Below are 19,310 nucleotides of genomic sequence, written 5' to 3'. Positions count from 1 at the left end.
TGCCAATGTAAATACTTTTACTTTCTCTAAAAATGCAATGGCATCTTCGCCTTTTCCCGATTTAAACGTAAACGAGACCATGCCCCCAAAATCGCGCATTTGTTTTTTGGCAATGGCATGAAAAGGATGATCGGGTAAACCAGGATAAAACACTTGATCTACCGCAGGATGGTTGCTTAAAAACTCTGCCACCTTTTGGCCATTTTCGCAATGCCGTTGTACCCGCAAATGCAACGTTTTGATGCCGCGCAATACAAGATAACTATCCATGGGTCCGAGGGTTCCTCCCGTAGCAAATTGTTTAAAATGCAATTCATCCCCTAGCGCTTTGTCTTTGATGACCAACGCCCCAGCAATAACATCGCTATGACCTCCTAAGTATTTAGTTGCCGAGTGCATTACGATATCCGCTCCTAGGTCTAACGGTTTTTGCAAATACGGCGTAGCGAACGTATTATCGACTGCAAATAAAATATTGTGTTTCTTCGTGATCTCGGCAATAGCAGCAATGTCGGCCAATTTCATTAAGGGATTGGTGGGGGTTTCTACCCAAACTAATTTGGTGTTTCCATTTATTAAAGCCTGAAACGCATCTAAATCGTTCATGTCGACAAAATGAAACTTGAGGCCGCTATCTTTGTACAAACGGGTAAACAAACGGTACGTACCGCCATACAAATCGTCCATGGCGATGATTTCATCTCCAGCTTTAAACAATCGCAATAAGCAATCGGTTGCTGCCAAACCAGAAGCAAAGGCTAACCCACGTGCGCCATTTTCGATCGACGCTAAGGCATCCTCTAGGGCTTGACGGGTAGGATTGGCTGCACGACTGTATTCGTAGTCGCCTTTGGGTTTCCCAGGACTCGCTTGAGCATACGTTGACGTTTGAAACACCGGAGGCATCACAGCTCCAGTAACGGGTTCATGGTGTTGTCCACCGTGAATTACTTTAGTATTAAATTTCATAAGGTAAAATCTAAATGTGAGGGCAAAGGTAGGGAATTTGGTTGTTGGTTGTCGGTTGTCGGTTGTCGGTTGATGGTTATTTGAACTCACCTGAACTCATTACTGGTTACTTAGCACTGAATACTACTCACTAAAATCTCCCCCAGAATCCCTACTTTTGCCAAAAACTTTCTCATGCGAAAAATATACTACCTCAAGACGTGTGATACTTGCAAACGGATCTTAAAATCACTCCCTAACACGGAGGGATTTGTGTTTCAGGAAATCAAAGAGGCACCGATAACGGTCGCACAACTCGATGAAATTCACGCCCTGACGGGATCGTATGAAGTGTTGTTCAGCAAGCGCGCGAAGTTGTATAAAGAACGCAATATGAAAGACGATGTTTTAACCGAAGCCGATTACAAGCGCTATATTTTGGAACATTATACCTTTTTAAACCGTCCGGTGATTGTGGTAGAGAATCAAGTTTTTGTAGGCAACAGTCCGAAAGTTGTGGCACAAGCCATAGCCGCTTTATCATGAGTAAACGTGCTTGGGCGCTCGTCGCTGCCACTTTGGTTTCGATAATTTACGGGGTAACGTTTACGATTGCCAAAGACGTTATGCCGCGCTATGTTGAACCCTTTGGGTTTATTGTATTGCGCGTTGGGGGTTCGGTGATCTTGTTCTGGCTGTTATCGTTTTTTGGCCCCAAAGAAAAAATTGCCCGTACTGATTTCCCTCGAATTGCTGCCGCAGCCTTGTTTGGAGTGGCGTTCAACATGCTAACATTTTTCAAAGGATTGAGTTATACCTCACCGATTATGGGTGCCGTATTGATGGTCACTACCCCTATGATTGTGTTGGTGCTTTCGGCCCTTTTGATGAAAGAACGCATGAAAACCTCAAAGATTTTGGGAATCGTGTTGGGACTGATTGGAACGGTTACCTTGATTTTGTATGGGAAATCGGTGGTGAATGCCTCCAATGCTATGTTAGGGAACTTGCTCGTCTTTGTGAATGCGGTTTCCTATGGGTTTTACCTCATCATTGTCAAAAAACTCATGGACAAATATAATGCTTTTACCTTTGTGAAATGGATTTACACCTTTGGTTTCCTCATGGTATTGCCTTTTGGGTGGAGCGAATTTCAAGCCATTGCTTGGCCGACCCTGAGTATTGACATACTCTGGAAAATTGGTTTTGTAGTGGTGTTTTCTACGTTTCTGACCTATTTATTGAACTTGGTATCGATGCGGGAGTTAAAACCCACGACTGTAGCGGTATTTATCTACTTACAACCCTTGTTTGCAACGATTTTTGCTGTGAGTTTAGGCAAAGACGACGTAAACCTGATCAAATTACTCTCGGCGGGATTGATTTTTGCGGGAGTGTATTTGGTGACGCGTAAGAAGTAGGCCCCCAACCCCCAAAGGGGGAGTTGTTTGTTTCAATTTTATTTCGCTTCGCTACATCAGTCGGCTAAAGCCTCGTGTGAGGTTTCAGGTTTCAGGTTTCAGGTTTCAGGTTGCGTTCTAAGAACGTATATTTTCAAATTAATAGTCGTAAGTCAGCCAGTCGTAAGTCAACAAGTATTTCTTGGAAGGAACATTTTCAAATCTTCAAATTGACACATTTTCAAATTAACAGTCGTAAGTCGTAAGTCAACAAGTATTTCTTAGAAAGAACTTTTTCAAATCTTCAAATCACCTCATTTTCAAATTAACAGTCGTAAGTCGTAAGTCAACAAGTATTTCTTAGAAGGAACATTTTCAAATCTTCAAATTGCCACATTTTCAAATTGCCACATCGACACATCGGCACATTGACACATTGCTCCATCTTCAAATTTAGTGTAAGGGGTTAAGAACTGGTAGGAAGTGCCTTTGAAAGTACATTCAAAATGGATAATTTACTTCTCGAAGGGTATTCCTTTCCCAAAATCTCCGTAGCTTTATAAAAAATTGAGATGAAAAAAATTGTACTTCATATAGGTTTACTGCTTTTGACATGGAATCTAGTAGCTCAATCCTCGGTTAACGCCACGGTAATCATTGAATCTTCAAATAGTAGATCCAACACTAAACTATTTATTACCTATGAAATGGCAGGCGTTTCCTACTCAGATAGTCTTGCTTTGGATCAAAAGGAGACGCGGATTGAAAAAACGCTTCCTCAACCGGTCGTTGCTCAGTTAGCAACAAAAAATCCCGATGCAGGTCCGATTCCCATTCTATTGAATACAACTAAAACAGTCCTTTCGTTAGATCCCGCTGGCTTTACTTTTTTGAATAATCCGATACAAGATGACTTAATGTATTTAACGGAAAACGACCGAATTCGTCCGACTTACTTTCCGTTGTATGGAGAATTAAACGAGAAAAAGGACTCCCTTGGGTTACAGAAGTTAGCTGAAGTTTTTGAAACCCTACGACAAGAGGATATCCGACGGGCGTATACGTATTTTGAATCGAACCCGACATCGCCATTAATTTTATTCGCTTTTCAACGCTATGCCGCTTTTTTGAGTGATTATGCAATTCTTGAAAAGGATTTCAATCGCTTGCCCAACTGGGCTAAAGAAAGTCCCGATGGAAAAGTTATTGCGGCCAAAATTGAGGGAGCCAAAAATATGCAGATCAATTCGACCGCCAAATTGTTTGCACAAACCTCCGCTACAGGCGAACGTATTGCTTTGGAAGCCTACCGAGGCCAGTATGTTTTACTCGATTTTTGGGCGAGTTGGTGTGGCCCATGTCGCAAAGAGCATCCCCATTTGATTGCGCTTTACAACCGTTACAAAAACCAAAACTTTACGATTATCTCGGTGTCTTTAGATGATAAAAAAACCGATTGGCTTCGTGCCATCACCAAAGATGGACTCCTCTGGCCACAGGTATCAGACCTCAAAGGACAACAAAACGCTCTTGCGCTGAGCTACGGCGTGCAAGCAATTCCCGCCAACTTCCTGATCAATCCTGAGGGTATCATTATCGGTAAAAACCTAAAGGGCGAAGCCCTCGACGCCATACTCACCCAATACCTTTCAAAGTAAAGGGTAGTTAATTACAGGCTTCAGGTTTATTTCGCTTCGCTACATCAGTCGGCTAAAGCCTCGTGTGAGGTTTCAGGTTTCAGGTTTCAGGTTTCAGGTTTCAGGTTTCAGGTTTCAGGTTGCGTTCTAAGAACGTGTATTTTCAAATTACCAGTCGTAAGTCGTAAGTCAACAAGTATTTCTTAGAAAGAACATTTTCAAATCTTCAAATCGACACATTTTCAAATCAACACATCGACACATCGACACATCGACACATTGACACATTGACACATTGACACATTTTCAAGTTGCCCCATTGCCCCATTGTCCTATTACCACATTCCCTTCAAAAAAACTATCTTTGCTCCTTTACGAAATGTATGATACAATCCATGACAGGTTTTGGGAAGGCTTCGTTGCCTTTGCCGACCAAAAAAATCACCGTTGAAATCAAATCGTTGAACAGCAAGGGGCTCGATGTTAATACCCGTATGCCCTCGATGTACCGCGAGATGGAACTTGGTGTGCGGAACTTACTATCGCAACGTTTGGAACGCGGTAAAATCGATTTCTCCTTGTTTATAGAAATTACGGGAGAAGAAACAGCGTCCAAAATCAATGCGCCTATCGTGAAGGGGTATATTGCACAAATGCGGGAAATTCTACCGGAGGCCGATGCCACCGAACTCATGAAAATGGCCGTCCGTATGCCTGATGCTTTAAAAACCGAACGCGACGATATCGACGAGGCGGAATGGGCATATATCCAATCGGTAATTGATGAGGCGCTAACGGCAATGATCAACTTTCGCCGTGATGAAGGATTGGCGCTGGAAAAAGAGTTTACCCAGCGCATTGCCAATATTCGCGCACTCATGCAAGAGGCTGTGAGTTATGACGCGGAGCGTATTGATACCGTGAAAACACGCTTACGAACGGCCTTGGAAGAACTTAGCGCCAACGTAGACGAGAATCGCTTTGAGCAAGAACTCATTTACTACCTTGAAAAATACGACATTACCGAAGAACGTGTGCGCCTCGACAATCACCTCAATTATTTCTTGGAAACCCTAGCAGGAAATGAGGCCAACGGTCGTAAACTTGGCTTTATCACGCAAGAAATGGGCCGTGAAATCAATACGATGGGGTCAAAATCGAACCATGCTGAAATGCAAAAATGTGTCGTTTTAATGAAAGATGAATTGGAAAAAATTAAAGAACAGGTTTTAAACGTTTTATAGATGAAAATCCAAACCGTTTCTTTATTAAGCATCCTTTTACTATCGTTGGGATCTTGTGGTCCAGTAATGAAAACTATGGTTGGATTAAAGAATCCTCGGGTACAAACCAAAAGCGAAGTCGAAACCTATTTCAAAGACGTTTTACCCTCGGAGAAAACCTATTTTTTCACCGTACATAAAGTCGGCGATAGTGCTACAATTTACCGTAACTTGATGTTAGGATTCAATTCAGAAATGAAACTATTTGATCGCAAGGGAGTGCGTTACTGCTATCAAGGCACAGAAGAATGTAGTGGTACCCAAATGACAAAAGCCTTTGCTGAATTTGAAAACAACTACAAACCCTGTCAATACGATACGGTGAAAGAAGCTGAAACTTTGGTAGACTTTTTGAGCATTATGGTTGATGTAAACGGTAAACGTCTCACTATGGCTGATCTTCCCGAAGCGGAGTACTATGTTATTCAAAATTGGAATACGTATTCGGGGCCAAAGAAGCATTTTCACGAAGACGTGCAATGGTTGCAAACACTACGTTCAAACGCATCGAATCGAATTGCTATAATATTCATTAATGGAGATTTACTGGTAGATTGGGGATTGATCGCTGGTGAAGAACTCCCGATAAAATTTAAAAAAAATAAAGACGGGTATACTCTCAACTTTGGAAAGTTACCCTTAGACAAATAAACAACACACATGTCAACAGGAAAATTAATCGTCTTTTCAGCCCCTTCAGGGTCAGGAAAAACCACCATTGTTCGTCACCTATTGGGTATTCCAGAGCTGAATTTAGAGTTCTCGGTTTCCTGTACCACCCGTGCCCCACGCGGCAATGAAGTCCACGGCAAAGACTACTACTATATCAGCATCGCCGATTTTAAACAGCATATCAAAGCCGGAGATTTTGTGGAATGGGAGGAAGTATACCGCGATAATTTTTATGGCACGTTAAAAATTGAAGTCGAACGCATTTGGACCTTGGGTAAAAATGTAATTTTTGACATCGACGTGGCAGGTGGGTTACGTATCAAAAAGAAATTTCCCGAGCAAACCTTAGCCGTCTTTGTGAAACCCCCAAGCGTAGACGAATTGAAACGCCGCTTGAAAGAACGCTCCACAGAAACCGACGAAAAAATCAATATGCGTATCGCCAAAGCCCACGTCGAATTGGCCACCGCCCCACAGTTTGACAAAATCATTAAAAATTATGACTTGGACACGGCAAAGCAAGAAGCGGTGGAGTTGGTGCGGGGGTTTGTTGAGGGTGATTAGTGACTGGTGACTAGTGTCTTTTGACTACGTACACTGAACCCTGAACACTGAGCACTGAACCCTGAACACTGAGCACTGAACACTGAGCACTGAACACTGAACACTGAACACTGAACACACTGATGCTTTCCAACTTCAAAATATCCATGCTCTCTCTTCGTATCCGGATTTTCCTGGCGATGATTGTATTGATTTTGATTGCATCGATATTAATGGCGTCGATTTCATTGTTTCAGTTCAAAAGTGAGGCGCGAAATTACCATCAAGAGCGTTTGGAGCGCAAGGAAGATGCGGTTCGAGAGCACATCAACTATATTTTATCCAACACAACTTACCCGTTAACGGAGAAAAATTTACCGTTGATATTTAAGGATAAAATTCACGAGCTCTCCGATATTCACAGTGTCGAAATTAATATTTACAGTTTAAAAGGAAATTTGTTGAAATCGTCCAAAGCTTCCTTTGCTGTCGATAGCATTTCGCCGCCTATTCCAAAATATATTTTGAAATTGGTCCAGTCCTCGATTGAGAAACGGTATGTTGACATCAAAAATATGGATGGGTTGAAAATTCGTTCTTCGTTTACCCAAATCAAAGACGATCGCTTCAAACCGCTTGGAATCCTCAATCTTCCCTATGTTGAAGACGACAGTATTTACGAGAATGAAATTCAGAATTTCTTGGTTCGGTTGAGTCAGGTATATTTTTTCATGCTTATTATCGCTTTTGCCTTGGCGTATTTCCTTTCCTCTTACATTACCCAATCGCTAAAAACGATTTCCGACAAAATCAATGAAACGAGTTTGAATCAAAAAAATGAGAAAATCATGATTGAAGACAACAGTCGTGAGATTAACTCCTTGATTAAAGCGTACAATGCGATGGTGGACAAACTGGAGGAGAGTGCCTCAATGTTGGCCCAATCCGAACGGGAACAAGCTTGGCGCGAAATGGCGAAACAGGTCGCTCATGAAATCAAAAATCCGTTGACCCCCATGCGCTTAACGGTGCAAAGTTTTCAACGAAAATTTGATGAAAACGATCCGAATTTACGGCAGAAACTCAACGATTATACCAAAACCTTAATCCAACAAATCGATACGATGACGGCAGTGGCTTCGGCGTTTTCTAACTTTGCCTCGATGCCTGCACAGCAAAATGAAACGCTCAATGTGGTTGAAGTTGTAGAATTTTCCTTAGATATTTTTAATGAAGAATTCATTGAGTTTCAGTCTGCCGAACCAGAAATCATCACCGTCATGGACCGCACGCAACTCATTCGTATTATTACCAATTTGGTCAAAAATGCCATTCAAGCCATTCCAGAAATTCAAGAGGAAAAACGAATTCAAGTTAGCGTATACCAAAATTGGGAAGGGGTGGTTATTTTGGTCAAAGACAATGGCGTTGGAATTGACCCTGATTATCAAGAGCGAATCTTTGAACCTAAGTTCACCACCAAAACGAGCGGTATGGGACTCGGGTTGGGGATTATTAAAAATATTATTGAAAATTATAAAGGAACCATTACTTTTGAGTCCGAATCCCATAAAGGCACTACATTTAAAGTAACATTACCGCGCATAAATCCTTAAAAAATATACCTATGACATTTGAAAATATTCTCGTAGCCACCGAAGGTCATTTAGCTACCATCACCATCAACCGTCCGAGCAAACTTAATGCATTGAACAAAGCAACGATTCAAGAATTGCACGATGCCTTAGCACAATTGGATGCCGAAGCGACTATCAAAGCGATTATTCTGACTGGATCGGGTGAAAAAGCCTTTGTTGCAGGAGCTGATATCTCAGAATTTGCGCATTTCTCTATTGAAGAAGGTGCGCAATTGGCTGCTTTAGGGCAAGAAATCCTATTTGATTTTGTCGAAAACATGAAAACGCCAGTCATTGCAGCAGTCAATGGTTTTGCTTTGGGCGGCGGATTGGAATTGGCGATGTCCTGTCATTTTCGAATAGCTTCAGACAATACCAAAATGGGCTTACCCGAAGTGACTTTAGGGGTGATTCCAGGTTATGGAGGTACGCAACGTTTACCGCAGTTGGTTGGAAAAGGGCGCGCCATGGAAATGATTATGACGGCGGGCATGATTGATGCCGAAACCGCCAAAAATTATGGTCTCGTTAACCATGTAGTGCCACAAGCTTCCTTGCTCGAGTTTACCCAAGATATCGCTGCTAAAATTGCCAAAAATTCACCTGTAGCCATAAGTTACGCCATCAAAGCGGTTAATGCAGGGTTGATTGATGCCAAAGAAGGATTCAAAACCGAAATCAAGTCGTTTGGAAAATGTTTTGGAACCGAAGATTTTAAAGAGGGGACAACAGCTTTCTTAGAAAAACGTAAAGCTACTTTCCCAGGAAAATAATACCTAATCTTAACTACATGAAAAAAATTCTATGCATTGCCTTTTTGTCATTTACCGTTTTAAGTTGCAGTAAAAATGACAATGATGAAGCCCAAGCACCGTCCATTGTGGGCAAATGGCAATTTACCCAAGAAGGAAGTATCGTTAACAATCAAGAAATTTTAGACCCCTATGAGCATTCTCCGGGTTGTGTGAAAGACTTTTCAGAAATTGCAGCTAATGGAGCGCTTCGGGATCATTATTATGATTTGGATTGTGAGGAAACCATTGATGTTGGCGTTTGGACCAAAAACAACAATACCTTTACCATCACGTATGCCGACAACACCTCGGTAACAGGGGAAATCCTACTACTCAATGCGACTACATTAAAAGTACGATTTGATATTGGTGGAGTACCTTACCTCTCGGTACTGACCCGTATCCCTTAAACAAATAAAAAGAGAACTTCATCGGGTTCTCTTTTTTATTTTTCCCCGTCCCATTCGGCATAAAATTTGGCTAAAAAAACTTCCATAAATCGATGGCGGTCTTCGGCCAATTTTTTTCCTGTAGCCGTATTCATTCGGTCTTTCAACAAAAGGAGTTTTTCATAAAAATGATTAAGCGTCGGAGCATGACTCGCCTTATATTCTTCTTTGGTCATGTGCATGTTGGGCGCAATAGCGGGATCATACAAGGGTCGATTTTTGAAACCGCCATAGGCAAACGTTCGAGCTATTCCAATCGCGCCAATGGCATCCAAACGGTCGGCATCTTGAACAATATCCAATTCTAAGGAAGAAAACGTTCGATCGGTTTTTCCGCCTTTGAATGAAATATTTTCGATGATTCTTACCACATGATTGATTGTTGACTCTTCAACGTTTTGACTTTCTAAAAAAGCACGCGCCGTTATGGGTCCAATGGTTTCATCGCCCCCGTGGAACTTACTATCGGCAATGTCATGCAATAAGGCGGCCAATTGCACCGCCTCTCGGTTGCACTGTTCTTGATCGGCGATATGAAGGGCATTTCGATAAACCCGTTCAATATGAAACCAATCATGCCCCGCTTCGGCTCCTTCTAGCTGTTGTTTTACAAAAATAATCGTCGCGTCAACAATCCCCATTTTATATCGCTAAAGCCGGTTGTACCCACTTGAATTTTTTGGTTTCTTCAGGCAAGACCAATCGTTCGGAAATACGCGCCATACGATCGGGTAATTTCATCAAATAATCACGGGCGCGTTCCGCTTCATCGGTTAAACTCGAAATATTATCAATTTCCCAAGAAGTAATTAATTTGCGTAAAATATCTACGTAATCGTTGGCCGTATACACCCCGATTTTCTGCGCTGAATTTGAAAACTCTTCAAAAGCCGTACTGATTTTCTCACCCGATTCACGCAAAAAATGGGCTGGCATGGTAATCTTTTGTTTCATCATGTATTGAAACGCCAACATCATTTCGCTGGGGTCTACTTTAAAAATACGATTTACAAATTCGCTATACGCCAAATGGTGACGCATTTCATCTCCAGCGACCATTTTACACAAACGCGATAACTTTTTATCCCCAAAATCTTTGGCCAATTGCGATACCCGGTTGTGCGAAATATAAGTGGCCAATTCTTGAAAACTGGTATAGACAAAGTTCTTGTACGGATCTTTCCCTGTGCCAATATCAAAACCGTCATTGATCAAATGTTGCGTTGTAATTTCTACTTCTCGCATATTGACACGGCCCGAGAGATATAAATATTTATTCAAAGCATCACCATGACGGTTCTCTTCCCCTGTCCAATGCCGTACCCATTTGGACCAGCCGTTGCGCCCTTCATTGTCGACACCTTCTACTTCCATCAACCACGATTCATAAGTGGGTAAGGCTTCTTCCGTAATGGTATCGCCTACCATCACGACCCAGAAATCATAAGGTAAGTCATTAGCAATTTCACGCAATTCGCGCACTTCTTCGATAAAATTCTCCTTCTGAGAATCAGGCAACATATCAGTAGGTTGCCAAATTTTTTCAACGGGAACGAGGTATTCGTCAACAAAGTTATCGATGCTTTTTTCGAGGAATTGCATCACTTCCAATCGGATGTTTTTAATAGACATTATAGGTAATTATGAATTATGAGTTATGAGTTATGAATTGAACCGGTAACGGCTTGTTGTGTTTTTTCAAATAAAGTAGGAAAATCGAACGCACTTACCGCTAAAGGTTCATGAATAATGAACTTTAAATGATTGCCCAAGCCCATGGGGAACGCGCCAAACTTGGTCATTTTCCACGAATTATTAATAGTGATGGGAACTATATACGCATTGGGAGCAAACTTGCATAATATTTTTAAGCCATTTTCTGAGAAGGGTTTAGGTGCACCCGTTTTGCTTCGCGTTCCTTCGGGAAAAATAACGGCAGATCGGTGGTGCTTTTCAATGTATTCGCTCAATCCTTTGATTGTAGGTAAGGCTTGTTTGGGATCTTTACGGTCAATTAAAACCGAGCCGCCATGACGTAAATTGTAGGAAACCGAGGGGATACCTTTTCCGAGTTCCTTTTTACTGACAAACTTGGCATGATGGGCGCGTAGATACCAAATAAATCCAATAATATCAAACAAACTTTGATGGTTGGCTACAAAGATAATCGGGGCATTTTGGGGAACTTGAGATCGGTTATAAAATGTCCAACGCGTGCCTAAAATTCGGGTGCAACCAATCAAAACCCAATTTAAATAATCGACACTTTTTTTATGGGCTTGATAGCCAAAAACATTAAAGCAAATCCACTGTATCGGATGGAAAATCACCAGCGTTAGTCCAAAACAAAGGTAATAGACTAAAGAGATGGGATACGAAATCAGTTTTTCCATGTGAAAAAAAATTGTTTGTAAAAGTACGGCTTCTCATTGTTTAAAACTACTTTTGAGAAAACTAATTTAGTCCTGAAAAAATAGTTACTTTTACGGCTTTAACAGCCTTTAATTTTTTATGTAAAATGAGTTCAGAAAAAGAAGCAAAATTGAAAGCGTTACAGCTGACGTTAGACAAGCTGGACAAGACCTACGGTAAAGGTACCGTAATGAAGATGGGAGACAAAGCGGTGGAAGAAGTCGAAGTGATTCCATCCGGTTCGTTGGGATTGGACCTTGCCTTAGGGGTGAATGGGTATCCAAGGGGTCGTATTATTGAAATCTATGGACCAGAGTCGTCGGGTAAAACTACCTTGACCCTCCATGCCATTGCCGAAGCACAAAAAGCGGGGGGCATTGCCGCGTTTATTGATGCGGAACATGCGTTTGACCGTCATTACGCGGCCAAATTGGGTGTGGATATTGAAAACTTAATCATTTCGCAACCCGATAACGGAGAACAAGCGTTGGAAATCGCCGAGAATTTAATTCGTTCTGGAGCCATTGACATCGTGGTGATCGACTCGGTCGCAGCCTTGACTCCAAAAAGTGAAATCGAAGGAGAAATGGGCGATTCCAAAATGGGATTACATGCCCGATTGATGTCGCAAGCCTTACGAAAGTTAACGGCAACGATTAGCAAAACCCATTGTACGGTTTTCTTCATCAACCAATTGCGTGAAAAAATTGGAGTGATGTTTGGAAATCCCGAAACCACAACGGGCGGAAATGCCTTGAAGTTTTATGCTTCGGTGCGTTTGGACATCCGTCGTTCTTCGCAAATTAAAGACGGAGAAAATGTATTGGGGAACCGTACCAAAGTAAAAGTGGTAAAAAACAAAGTAGCGCCTCCGTTCAAAACGGCTGAGTTTGACATCATGTATGGCGAGGGCGTTTCCAAAACGGGTGAAATCTTAGATTTAGCCGTCGAGTTTGAAATCATCAAAAAATCAGGCTCTTGGTTCAGTTATGGTGACACCAAGTTGGGACAAGGTCGCGATGCGGTGAAATTGTTGATTAAAGACAATCCCGAATTGGCCGAGGAATTGGAACAAAAAATCAAAGACCTCATCAAAGAACAAGCTGATTAATTTGGCCTAGGAGTCCCGGTTTGAAAAAATCGGGATTTTTTTTGATTTTCACGCAACCTTTTTAACATCAATGCATCTTGTAAAAAAATAATACCCATGATTAAAAAAAATTTGTTAACCGTAGTATTCCTTGTTGGATTGGTGTTTACCGGTTGCGACCTTTCTGAAGATGAACCCATCTACATTCAGGTTTCAGCCATTACAGAGGTAACCAATCCAAACCAATATGCCAAAGACAGCATCACAGAAATTCCGGTAAAATTTAAGTTACCTAGTCAATGTCATGTTTTCCGTAAATTTTACTATGAAGCTCATGATTTTAATCGATTGGTTGCTATTGAGAGTTTAAAGAGTGGGGATAATATATGTGCTCAAGATGAGGAATTGAAAACCGCTGTTTTACGATTTAAACCCACTTCTTTAGGGACCTATCATTTTAAATTTTGGTTGGGCGAAGATGCGCAAGGCCTAGATCAATTTATAGAATTTGACGCTGTAGTGGATCACTAAAATGAAACCTGTTGGAGTTAGAACAAATCATACATGGATGTCAAAAAAAAGACATTCAAGCCCAAGAACAATTATACCGGCGTTATGCGGGTAAAATGTTAGCGGTTTGTTTGAAATATGTTCCCAATCGAGATGAAGCCCAAGACTATTTTCAGGAAGGGTTTTTGTTGGTCTTTGACAAAATTGCGCAGTACGAATTTAAAGGTTCCTTTGACGGATGGTTGCGCCAGGTTTTTGTAAACCACTTGTTGCAACAATTTCGAAAAAAAAACTACTTAAATGTGGTGGATGAAAATATCCCCGACGAAGTCGAAGTAGAAGTTGATGAGGGTATCCCGCCCGAGTTTTTATTTCGTATCGTGCAAGAACTCCCCGAACGCTATCGACTGGTTTTTAACCTATATGTGTTCGAAGAGTACAGTCACCAAGAGATTGCTGATGCGCTTGGAATTACAGTTGGTACTTCCAAATCCAATTTATCCCGAGCGAAATTAATTTTAAAACAAAAAATCGAACTCCTTACCGGAAGTTCAAAAATGCCTAAACTACAATGAAACATCCACACGAATTCAAAAAGCGATTTCAAGAGTCCCTCGAGGACTTCGAGGTGCAGCCCGACGAAGCGTTGTGGTTGAACATCAAAGATAAACTGCAGGAGAAAAAGAAACGCCGCGTGATTCCCATTTGGTGGTTCTATAGCGGTGTCGCTGCGGCCTTTTTGGTCGGACTCTTTATCCGTGCCCCTTTTTCGGATACCGTTGCTCCCAGCAATCCTGCTTCGAACCCAACCGTTGTTAACGCACCTGTAAAAGGGAACGCTGCTTCCCCATCTTTACCCAATGGTTACACTTCCTCGAAAAGTTCAGGAGACAACGAAGCGGTAGCTACCCTACCGAATGCGGCAACAAAGTCCGCATATTCTACTGATGTCTCCTCTTCTGTTCGAGTATATAGCAAGGGATATACAACGAAAAAAGCGGTTGCTTTGTCTTCAAAAAAAGAACAAAAAAACAACGGTTTTAACGGGCAAGTAAATAACCCGTTGGGAAGCCCGCAAGACGCTGTAGGGACCCGCAATGCCATTACACCGAACAATAACAACAGTACTGTTATCCCTGAAAAGCAACAATTTCCTGAAACCGTTCCTGCTTCTGGCGCTGAACGATTGGCTTTGAATACTGAGAAGACATTGCTTCCCGACACAACCAACCCTGTGACCCACGCTGTCACTCCCTCACCCATTGTTTCCAATACCCCTTTACATACGGCTAAAGACAGCACTGCTGTTGCCGAAAAATCGAAAAATGCGTTGGAAGAATTGCTACATGAAAAAGAAAAGAAAACCTTTTCCGAACCGAAATTAAATAGGTGGCTAGTTGGCACACAGCTCGCCCCTATTTACTTCAGTTCGTTGTCACAAGGCTCTCCATTAGATCCATCCTTAACGGAAAATGAAAAGCGCTACACTGCAGAAAATTTCAGTTATGGTGTGGGTGTTGGCTATGCTTTAAACAATAAGCTCACCCTTCGATCGGGAGTCAACATGGTTCGTTTAGGTTATGAAACCGATGGTATTGTGTATTATATGCGCCCTGATGTTAGCAGTCGCATTCAAAACATTTCGTTAAATGCTGTAGGCGCATCTATTGTCATTGAAAGTCTCAACAATGTTCGTCCATACAACCGAATGACGGAAATGTTTGAAGGATCGATAGTACAACGCACGGGGTATTTAGAGATCCCTGTGGAATTAGCGTATCAATTTGGATCCAAAAAATGGGGATTGCAAGTATTAGGCGGTATGAGTACGTTTGTTTTGAATCAAAACGAAATCTATTTACAATCCAATACGCTGAATCTCCTTATTGGAGAAGCGACCAACCTCAACCCAGTTCATTTTAGTGGAAACTTAGGTTTAGGCATGCATTATCGCTTTTTCAAAAATTGGCAAGCGCGGATTGAACCCACATTCAAATACCAATTTAATCCCTATCGTAGTGATGCTGGAAATTTCAGACCTTATCTCATGGGATTGTATACGGGTGTGATGTATACCTTTTAACGGCATCGAAGATATTAATTTAGTTAAGTGGTGTTACTACTCTCAGGAGGGTAACAAAAAAGAGTGTCTCGGCCGGACACTCTTTTTGTTTGCGTTAAGGATTGCAGTGGAAATCCCGGCGCCGTAGTTTACGGAGGTGCCGGATTGCAACGGAAAGCCTGACCCCGGAAGTATGGAGGGGGAACGCCCTAATGATGGGCTTGCAAATCTGTTAAAATGATTTGTCTCGCCCGATCTTTGAGCTCTTTTTTAGCCTCTAAAGGCAGCCCTTTTGTTTCTATAAAAGGATGGATTTTAACCCGCATTTTTCCGGGGCTACCGCTAAAAAAGGTATAGGAAAAACGCTCTTTATTGTCAAAAAATGTAATCGGAACAATGGGAATTTGGTGTTCAATAGCCAAACGGAAAGCACCGTCTTTAAAATCGTCCAATAGCACGCTTTCATCGGGGACGCCACCTTCGGGAAATATACAAATACTCAAGCCCATGTTCAAACGGCGTTGCGCGCGTTCGTACACGGCCATCCGACTCTTTTGATTGCTGCGATCGACCAAAATACTGGTTCGCTTGTAAAAAAAGCCAAACAAAGGAATCTTTGCCAACTCTTTTTTACCCACAAAAACAAAAGGGTTGCGAACCGTTGCCAACATCAGCATAATATCGGTCATCGAGGTGTGGTTGGCAATAAACATATAACTCTTCCCGGGTTCAGGTTCTTGTAAGAAGGTAACTTTACACCGAAATCCCATGCCCATTAGAATGCATTTGGCCCAAATTTGAGCCAACTTAAAAAAATAGGGGTACCAACGTTCTTTTAAAATGGAAACCACTAAAAAAGGGAATAACACCAAAATAGGTGCCGCTACAAGTATGTAAAACCAAATCCGATAAAGGGTCCAAAAAATTATTTTAAACGCACGCATAGCCCCAAAAATAAAGCAATTTTAGTTTACATTTGCGACACAATTGAAAAACTATGGCAAAAATTCTAACGGGCATACAAAGTACGGGCACGCCTCATTTAGGCAATCTTTTGGGCGCCATACTTCCAGCCATTGAAATGTCGCAAACCCCGGGCAATGAAACGTTTTTGTTTATCGCCGACTTGCATTCGGTTACCCAAATCAAAGACGGGGAAACCTTACGGGCGAATACCTACAGCACCGCGGCCGTATGGTTGGCGTGTGGATTGGACACCGACAAAGTGATTTTTTACCGCCAAAGCGATGTGCCGCAAACGGCAGAATTGTCGTGGTATTTGAGTTGTTTTTTCCCTTTTCAACGCCTTACGTTGGCGCATTCGTTCAAGGATAAAGCCGATCGTTTGGAAGATGTTAATGCGGGATTGTTTACCTATCCTATGTTGATGGCCGCCGATATTTTATTGTATGATGCCGAATTTGTGCCGGTGGGAAAAGATCAATTGCAACATTTAGAAATCACACGCGATGTGGCAGCACGTTTTAACCACCAAATGGGAGAAACCTTTGTGCTCCCCGAAGCGACCATAAACGAAGAAACGCAGTATATTCCGGGTACCGACGGTCATAAAATGAGTAAATCTCGAGACAATACCATTACCATTTTTGTAGACGACAAAGCGTTGCGCAAGCAAATCATGCGTATCGAAACCGATAGTACACCACTTGAAGAACCGAAGAATCCCGATACTTGCAAAGTTTTTGCCTTATATAAATTATTGGGTGATGCGGCTCAAGTGGCTCAAATGCGGCAAAATTATGAAGGAGGCAATTATGGGTATGGACATGCCAAACAAGCCTTGTTTGAATTGATTTGTGAAAAATTCAAAACCGAACGCGCGCGCTACGAATACTATATGAATCACTTGGATGAAGTCGATGCCTTTTTAGCAAAAGGGGCAAGCAAAGCTGGCGCCATTGCTGAGGGTGTTTTGCAACGGGTTCGCCAAAAACTTTGATTTGAATAACACTAAATACCTGAATTTTAAAACTTTAGGTCTTTTTTTATTTTATCGTAGCTGCATCTTTAATTTCCTCCAAAGTGGCATTGGACTCTTGGGTAATGACCTCAACTTGGCCCTTTTCTTCCCGTATCACAATAGGTCCTTCAAAACGACAATTTTCCTTAATTAACGCTTTTGCATTGGGTGCCAAGATGCTGAATCGGTATTCTACTTCTGAATGATTTCCAATAAAATAATACCGTGAAGGATCTTGAAAGGAGGCTAAATTGCGCCCTACATAAAAATTTAAAATGCGTTTGTTATAATCACTGGTATTCAATTCAAAAGATTCTTTGGCCTTAATATAATAAGCTTTTGCAGGCATTTTGATGCTATCGTAAACAATGACATTTTCCAACACGATGACATCGTAATTGGTTTTGTTTTTAATCCGTTGAAAACGCTCATTTCCTGATGAACTCACTTGATCATTGTAAAAGGTGGTAAACGGATTACTCCCCGTAACCAAACGATCTTTGGGTTTGACCTGCGTAATTTTTGACGGATCAAATTGGGTTAAAAACACTTGAAAACTATCAATTTTAAAGCGCATTTGCGTGTAATACCGATCGAGCTTTACCCCCGAAGAATCTACCGTTAACCCTTCCAATTCGATAGGAGGCGCATTGGAATCACGGTCACATCGATCGGATACAACGGCTATCTTAAATAAGATGAAAGCAATGACAAAAAAAACGCGCCAATTGAACCCGGAGGTAGATCGAGAAGTGGTGTTCGGATTTCCAAAAACAACATCACGATTGTTTAGTAAGGTTTCCTCCAGCTCCTCATCAAAGGGTTTATACGACGCCATGGCCACCATCACCGTATCGGCAGAAGAATGCGTTTTGTTGTTGAAGGCATCGACAACGATATTTAAAAGCGTCTGAATTTTATCATCCAATTCAGGCGTGGTGAAAAAATTAAGAAATCGGTAAAAACTACTCGTTTTAATATAAGCAATTCGTGCGGTATCGGTGTGTGAATTATGAAATTGATTTACCGCAAAATCGATTTTTTGGGTACATTTTCGCAAAATCCGTTGCTGAAGCTCCTCGGGGAAAAAAGCGTGATAAGCCATTAATTTTAGGAGGTCTTCAAACTTGTTTTCGGCCATTTTTTGCTCTATCGCTAAGGCCAAATCATCCAACAAATAGGCTTGAATTAAAGCCTGAATTGCCTCAAAATCTGTGGGGGTTTCGACAGCCGTAAAATGAGTATTTGGATACGATGTACCCGCCCATAAATTATACAATTCGGGCTGTTGTGTGAGGATATAAAAAGCCTCTGGATAACGGCGAAGCGCTTCGATCAAATAGGCCGCTACATTGGCATCAATAGAGGCATCCAGTCGCTTGGCGATGTTGATTTGCTTTTCAATACGAATGATGTCGCTTTCCGAAATAGTTCGTAATGTCGTGGTATCGATAGCGAGAGTTTCATACAAACGAATAATATTCATTGCGGCTGGAATTAAATGCGAAAAGCAAAAATAGAATAATAGTGGATTTATCAGAATTGATGGTCGACAAAAAAACAATAAATTGTATCTTGCTGACTGAAAATAGTCCGCTATGGAAGCCTTAATCAATCAATTTTTTGAAATCGAAAAAAAATCTTTAGAGCATCAACTCCCCCACTTTGAGCGCAACTTTAATCGTATCCAACATGAATTTACCGAAATGGGTTACAAAATCGTAAATCCCTTGGGACAACCGTATGATGAACGCGACACGGCGCTGGAAGCGAGTTTAATGCATCCTGGAGCCAAAAAAATTACCAAAGTCCTCAAACCCATCATCTATCGCGAAGAGGCCAACGGGTACGTATTGATTCAAAAAGGGGTGGTAATCGTAGAATAAATCAAC

Annotated in this window: 21 protein-coding genes; 15 read left to right on the top strand and 6 right to left on the bottom strand. The window is 41.6% G+C overall.

What is annotated here, in order from left to right; genetic code table 11:
* Nucleotides 1-969 (bottom strand): trans-sulfuration enzyme family protein (locus ABWO12_RS07355; protein ID WP_353088108.1); only part of this gene is annotated, 969 nt, incomplete at its 3' end.
* A 174-nt stretch (nt 970-1,143) separates the two neighbouring features.
* Between ABWO12_RS07355 and ABWO12_RS07350 the strand changes: the two genes are divergently transcribed.
* From ABWO12_RS07350 to ABWO12_RS07310, 9 genes are all read left to right on the top strand, one after another.
* The gene (locus ABWO12_RS07350; RefSeq protein ID WP_353088107.1) at nt 1,144-1,494 is read left to right on the top strand and encodes an arsenate reductase family protein; all 351 of its coding nucleotides are present in this window, start codon (nt 1,144-1,146) and stop codon (nt 1,492-1,494) included.
* Nucleotides 1,491-2,369 (top strand): DMT family transporter, encoded by an 879-nt coding sequence (locus ABWO12_RS07345; protein ID WP_353088106.1) that lies wholly within the window; start codon nt 1,491-1,493, stop codon nt 2,367-2,369. Before ABWO12_RS07350 ends, ABWO12_RS07345 begins: the two co-directional genes overlap by 4 nt.
* A 551-nt stretch (nt 2,370-2,920) precedes the next feature.
* On the top strand, nt 2,921-4,006 hold the full coding sequence (locus ABWO12_RS07340; protein ID WP_353088105.1) for a TlpA family protein disulfide reductase: 1,086 nt from the start codon (nt 2,921-2,923) through the stop codon (nt 4,004-4,006).
* Between the two features lie 362 nt (nt 4,007-4,368).
* Nucleotides 4,369-5,229, top strand: a complete 861-nt coding sequence (locus tag ABWO12_RS07335) for a YicC/YloC family endoribonuclease (RefSeq protein ID WP_353088104.1) — start codon at nt 4,369-4,371, stop codon at nt 5,227-5,229.
* On the top strand, nt 5,230-5,919 hold the full coding sequence (locus tag ABWO12_RS07330; RefSeq protein WP_353088103.1) for a hypothetical protein: 690 nt from the start codon (nt 5,230-5,232) through the stop codon (nt 5,917-5,919).
* A 9-nt stretch (nt 5,920-5,928) separates the two neighbouring features.
* On the top strand, nt 5,929-6,504 hold the full coding sequence (gene gmk, locus ABWO12_RS07325; RefSeq protein WP_353088102.1) for a guanylate kinase: 576 nt from the start codon (nt 5,929-5,931) through the stop codon (nt 6,502-6,504).
* Nucleotides 6,505-6,683: 179 nt separating this feature from the next.
* Nucleotides 6,684-8,099 (top strand): sensor histidine kinase, encoded by a 1,416-nt coding sequence (locus tag ABWO12_RS07320; protein ID WP_073360383.1) that lies wholly within the window; start codon nt 6,684-6,686, stop codon nt 8,097-8,099.
* A gap of 11 nt (nt 8,100-8,110) precedes the next feature.
* Nucleotides 8,111-8,893 carry an enoyl-CoA hydratase/isomerase family protein gene (locus ABWO12_RS07315; protein ID WP_353088101.1) on the top strand — a complete coding sequence of 261 codons (783 nt, stop codon included), beginning with the start codon at nt 8,111-8,113 and terminating at the stop codon, nt 8,891-8,893.
* Nucleotides 8,894-8,910: 17 nt separating this feature from the next.
* A complete protein-coding gene (locus tag ABWO12_RS07310) occupies nt 8,911-9,324 on the top strand; it encodes a lipocalin-like domain-containing protein (protein ID WP_353088100.1) in 414 nt (137 codons plus the stop codon).
* 35 nt (nt 9,325-9,359) lie between these two features.
* On the opposite strand, the gene ABWO12_RS07305 is transcribed toward ABWO12_RS07310, so the two are convergent.
* Genes ABWO12_RS07305 through ABWO12_RS07295 form a run of 3 tightly spaced genes read right to left on the bottom strand, consistent with a single transcriptional unit; the run spans nt 9,360 to nt 11,756 of the window.
* Nucleotides 9,360-10,004, bottom strand: coding sequence for an HD domain-containing protein (locus ABWO12_RS07305; RefSeq protein WP_353088099.1), 645 nt, complete (start codon nt 10,002-10,004; stop codon nt 9,360-9,362).
* A gap of 1 nt (nt 10,005) precedes the next feature.
* Nucleotides 10,006-10,995 (bottom strand): acyl-ACP desaturase, encoded by a 990-nt coding sequence (locus ABWO12_RS07300; protein WP_353088098.1) that lies wholly within the window; start codon nt 10,993-10,995, stop codon nt 10,006-10,008.
* A 23-nt stretch (nt 10,996-11,018) separates the two neighbouring features.
* Nucleotides 11,019-11,756 carry a lysophospholipid acyltransferase family protein gene (locus ABWO12_RS07295; RefSeq protein ID WP_353088097.1) on the bottom strand — a complete coding sequence of 246 codons (738 nt, stop codon included), beginning with the start codon at nt 11,754-11,756 and terminating at the stop codon, nt 11,019-11,021.
* Between the two features lie 125 nt (nt 11,757-11,881).
* On the opposite strand from ABWO12_RS07295, the gene recA reads away from it, so the two are divergent.
* The 4 genes from recA to ABWO12_RS07275 all read left to right on the top strand — a co-directional run bounded on the left by recA (nt 11,882) and on the right by ABWO12_RS07275 (nt 15,458).
* Entirely contained in the window at nt 11,882-12,886 is a 1,005-nt protein-coding gene (gene recA, locus ABWO12_RS07290; protein WP_353088096.1) for a recombinase RecA, read from the top strand.
* Between the two features lie 96 nt (nt 12,887-12,982).
* Entirely contained in the window at nt 12,983-13,396 is a 414-nt protein-coding gene (locus ABWO12_RS07285; protein ID WP_353088095.1) for a hypothetical protein, read from the top strand.
* 11 nt (nt 13,397-13,407) lie between these two features.
* Entirely contained in the window at nt 13,408-13,950 is a 543-nt protein-coding gene (locus ABWO12_RS07280) for an RNA polymerase sigma factor (protein ID WP_353088094.1), read from the top strand.
* Complete coding sequence (locus ABWO12_RS07275; RefSeq protein ID WP_353088093.1) at nt 13,947-15,458, top strand: outer membrane beta-barrel protein; 1,512 nt, start codon at nt 13,947-13,949, stop codon at nt 15,456-15,458. The genes ABWO12_RS07280 and ABWO12_RS07275 overlap by 4 nt, the downstream gene beginning before the upstream one ends.
* Nucleotides 15,459-15,646: 188 nt before the next feature.
* Here the strand turns inward: ABWO12_RS07275 and ABWO12_RS07270 are convergent, their stop codons facing one another.
* Nucleotides 15,647-16,381 carry a lysophospholipid acyltransferase family protein gene (locus ABWO12_RS07270; RefSeq protein ID WP_353088092.1) on the bottom strand — a complete coding sequence of 245 codons (735 nt, stop codon included), beginning with the start codon at nt 16,379-16,381 and terminating at the stop codon, nt 15,647-15,649.
* A 53-nt stretch (nt 16,382-16,434) separates the two neighbouring features.
* Between ABWO12_RS07270 and trpS the strand changes: the two genes are divergently transcribed.
* Nucleotides 16,435-17,397: a tryptophan--tRNA ligase gene (gene trpS, locus ABWO12_RS07265; protein ID WP_353088091.1), complete on the top strand. Its 963-nt coding sequence runs from the start codon at nt 16,435-16,437 to the stop codon at nt 17,395-17,397.
* 46 nt (nt 17,398-17,443) lie between these two features.
* Here trpS and ABWO12_RS07260 read toward each other — a convergent pair whose 3' ends face one another.
* Nucleotides 17,444-18,904 carry a hypothetical protein gene (locus ABWO12_RS07260; protein ID WP_353088090.1) on the bottom strand — a complete coding sequence of 487 codons (1,461 nt, stop codon included), beginning with the start codon at nt 18,902-18,904 and terminating at the stop codon, nt 17,444-17,446.
* A gap of 112 nt (nt 18,905-19,016) precedes the next feature.
* On the opposite strand from ABWO12_RS07260, the gene ABWO12_RS07255 reads away from it, so the two are divergent.
* Complete coding sequence (locus ABWO12_RS07255; protein WP_353088089.1) at nt 19,017-19,304, top strand: hypothetical protein; 288 nt, start codon at nt 19,017-19,019, stop codon at nt 19,302-19,304.
* Nucleotides 19,305-19,310: the final 6 nt, after the last annotated feature.

Source organism: Flavobacterium sp. (assembly GCF_040379285.1).
Taxonomy (GTDB): domain Bacteria; phylum Bacteroidota; class Bacteroidia; order Flavobacteriales; family Flavobacteriaceae; genus Flavobacterium.
This window is presented reverse-complemented; position numbering and strand designations above follow the sequence as displayed.

Excerpts from the sequence above, each read along its gene's own strand:
- ABWO12_RS07270 (WP_353088092.1), bottom strand. The coding sequence starts at position 16,381 with ATGCGTGCGTTTAAAATAATTTTTTGGACCCTTTATCGGATTTGGTTT.
- ABWO12_RS07275 (WP_353088093.1), top strand. The coding sequence starts at position 13,947 with ATGAAACATCCACACGAATTCAAAAAGCGATTTCAAGAGTCCCTCGAG.
- ABWO12_RS07305 (WP_353088099.1), bottom strand. The coding sequence starts at position 10,004 with ATGGGGATTGTTGACGCGACGATTATTTTTGTAAAACAACAGCTAGAA.
- ABWO12_RS07285 (WP_353088095.1), top strand. The coding sequence starts at position 12,983 with ATGATTAAAAAAAATTTGTTAACCGTAGTATTCCTTGTTGGATTGGTG.
- ABWO12_RS07320 (WP_073360383.1), top strand. The coding sequence starts at position 6,684 with ATGATTGTATTGATTTTGATTGCATCGATATTAATGGCGTCGATTTCA.
- ABWO12_RS07300 (WP_353088098.1), bottom strand. The coding sequence starts at position 10,995 with ATGTCTATTAAAAACATCCGATTGGAAGTGATGCAATTCCTCGAAAAA.
- gmk (WP_353088102.1), top strand. The coding sequence starts at position 5,929 with ATGTCAACAGGAAAATTAATCGTCTTTTCAGCCCCTTCAGGGTCAGGA.
- ABWO12_RS07295 (WP_353088097.1), bottom strand. The coding sequence starts at position 11,756 with ATGGAAAAACTGATTTCGTATCCCATCTCTTTAGTCTATTACCTTTGT.
- ABWO12_RS07315 (WP_353088101.1), top strand. The coding sequence starts at position 8,111 with ATGACATTTGAAAATATTCTCGTAGCCACCGAAGGTCATTTAGCTACC.
- ABWO12_RS07345 (WP_353088106.1), top strand. The coding sequence starts at position 1,491 with ATGAGTAAACGTGCTTGGGCGCTCGTCGCTGCCACTTTGGTTTCGATA.
- ABWO12_RS07260 (WP_353088090.1), bottom strand. The coding sequence starts at position 18,904 with ATGAATATTATTCGTTTGTATGAAACTCTCGCTATCGATACCACGACA.
- recA (WP_353088096.1), top strand. The coding sequence starts at position 11,882 with ATGAGTTCAGAAAAAGAAGCAAAATTGAAAGCGTTACAGCTGACGTTA.
- trpS (WP_353088091.1), top strand. The coding sequence starts at position 16,435 with ATGGCAAAAATTCTAACGGGCATACAAAGTACGGGCACGCCTCATTTA.
- ABWO12_RS07335 (WP_353088104.1), top strand. The coding sequence starts at position 4,369 with ATGATACAATCCATGACAGGTTTTGGGAAGGCTTCGTTGCCTTTGCCG.
- ABWO12_RS07350 (WP_353088107.1), top strand. The coding sequence starts at position 1,144 with ATGCGAAAAATATACTACCTCAAGACGTGTGATACTTGCAAACGGATC.
- ABWO12_RS07255 (WP_353088089.1), top strand. The coding sequence starts at position 19,017 with ATGGAAGCCTTAATCAATCAATTTTTTGAAATCGAAAAAAAATCTTTA.
- ABWO12_RS07330 (WP_353088103.1), top strand. The coding sequence starts at position 5,230 with ATGAAAATCCAAACCGTTTCTTTATTAAGCATCCTTTTACTATCGTTG.
- ABWO12_RS07310 (WP_353088100.1), top strand. The coding sequence starts at position 8,911 with ATGAAAAAAATTCTATGCATTGCCTTTTTGTCATTTACCGTTTTAAGT.
- ABWO12_RS07340 (WP_353088105.1), top strand. The coding sequence starts at position 2,921 with ATGAAAAAAATTGTACTTCATATAGGTTTACTGCTTTTGACATGGAAT.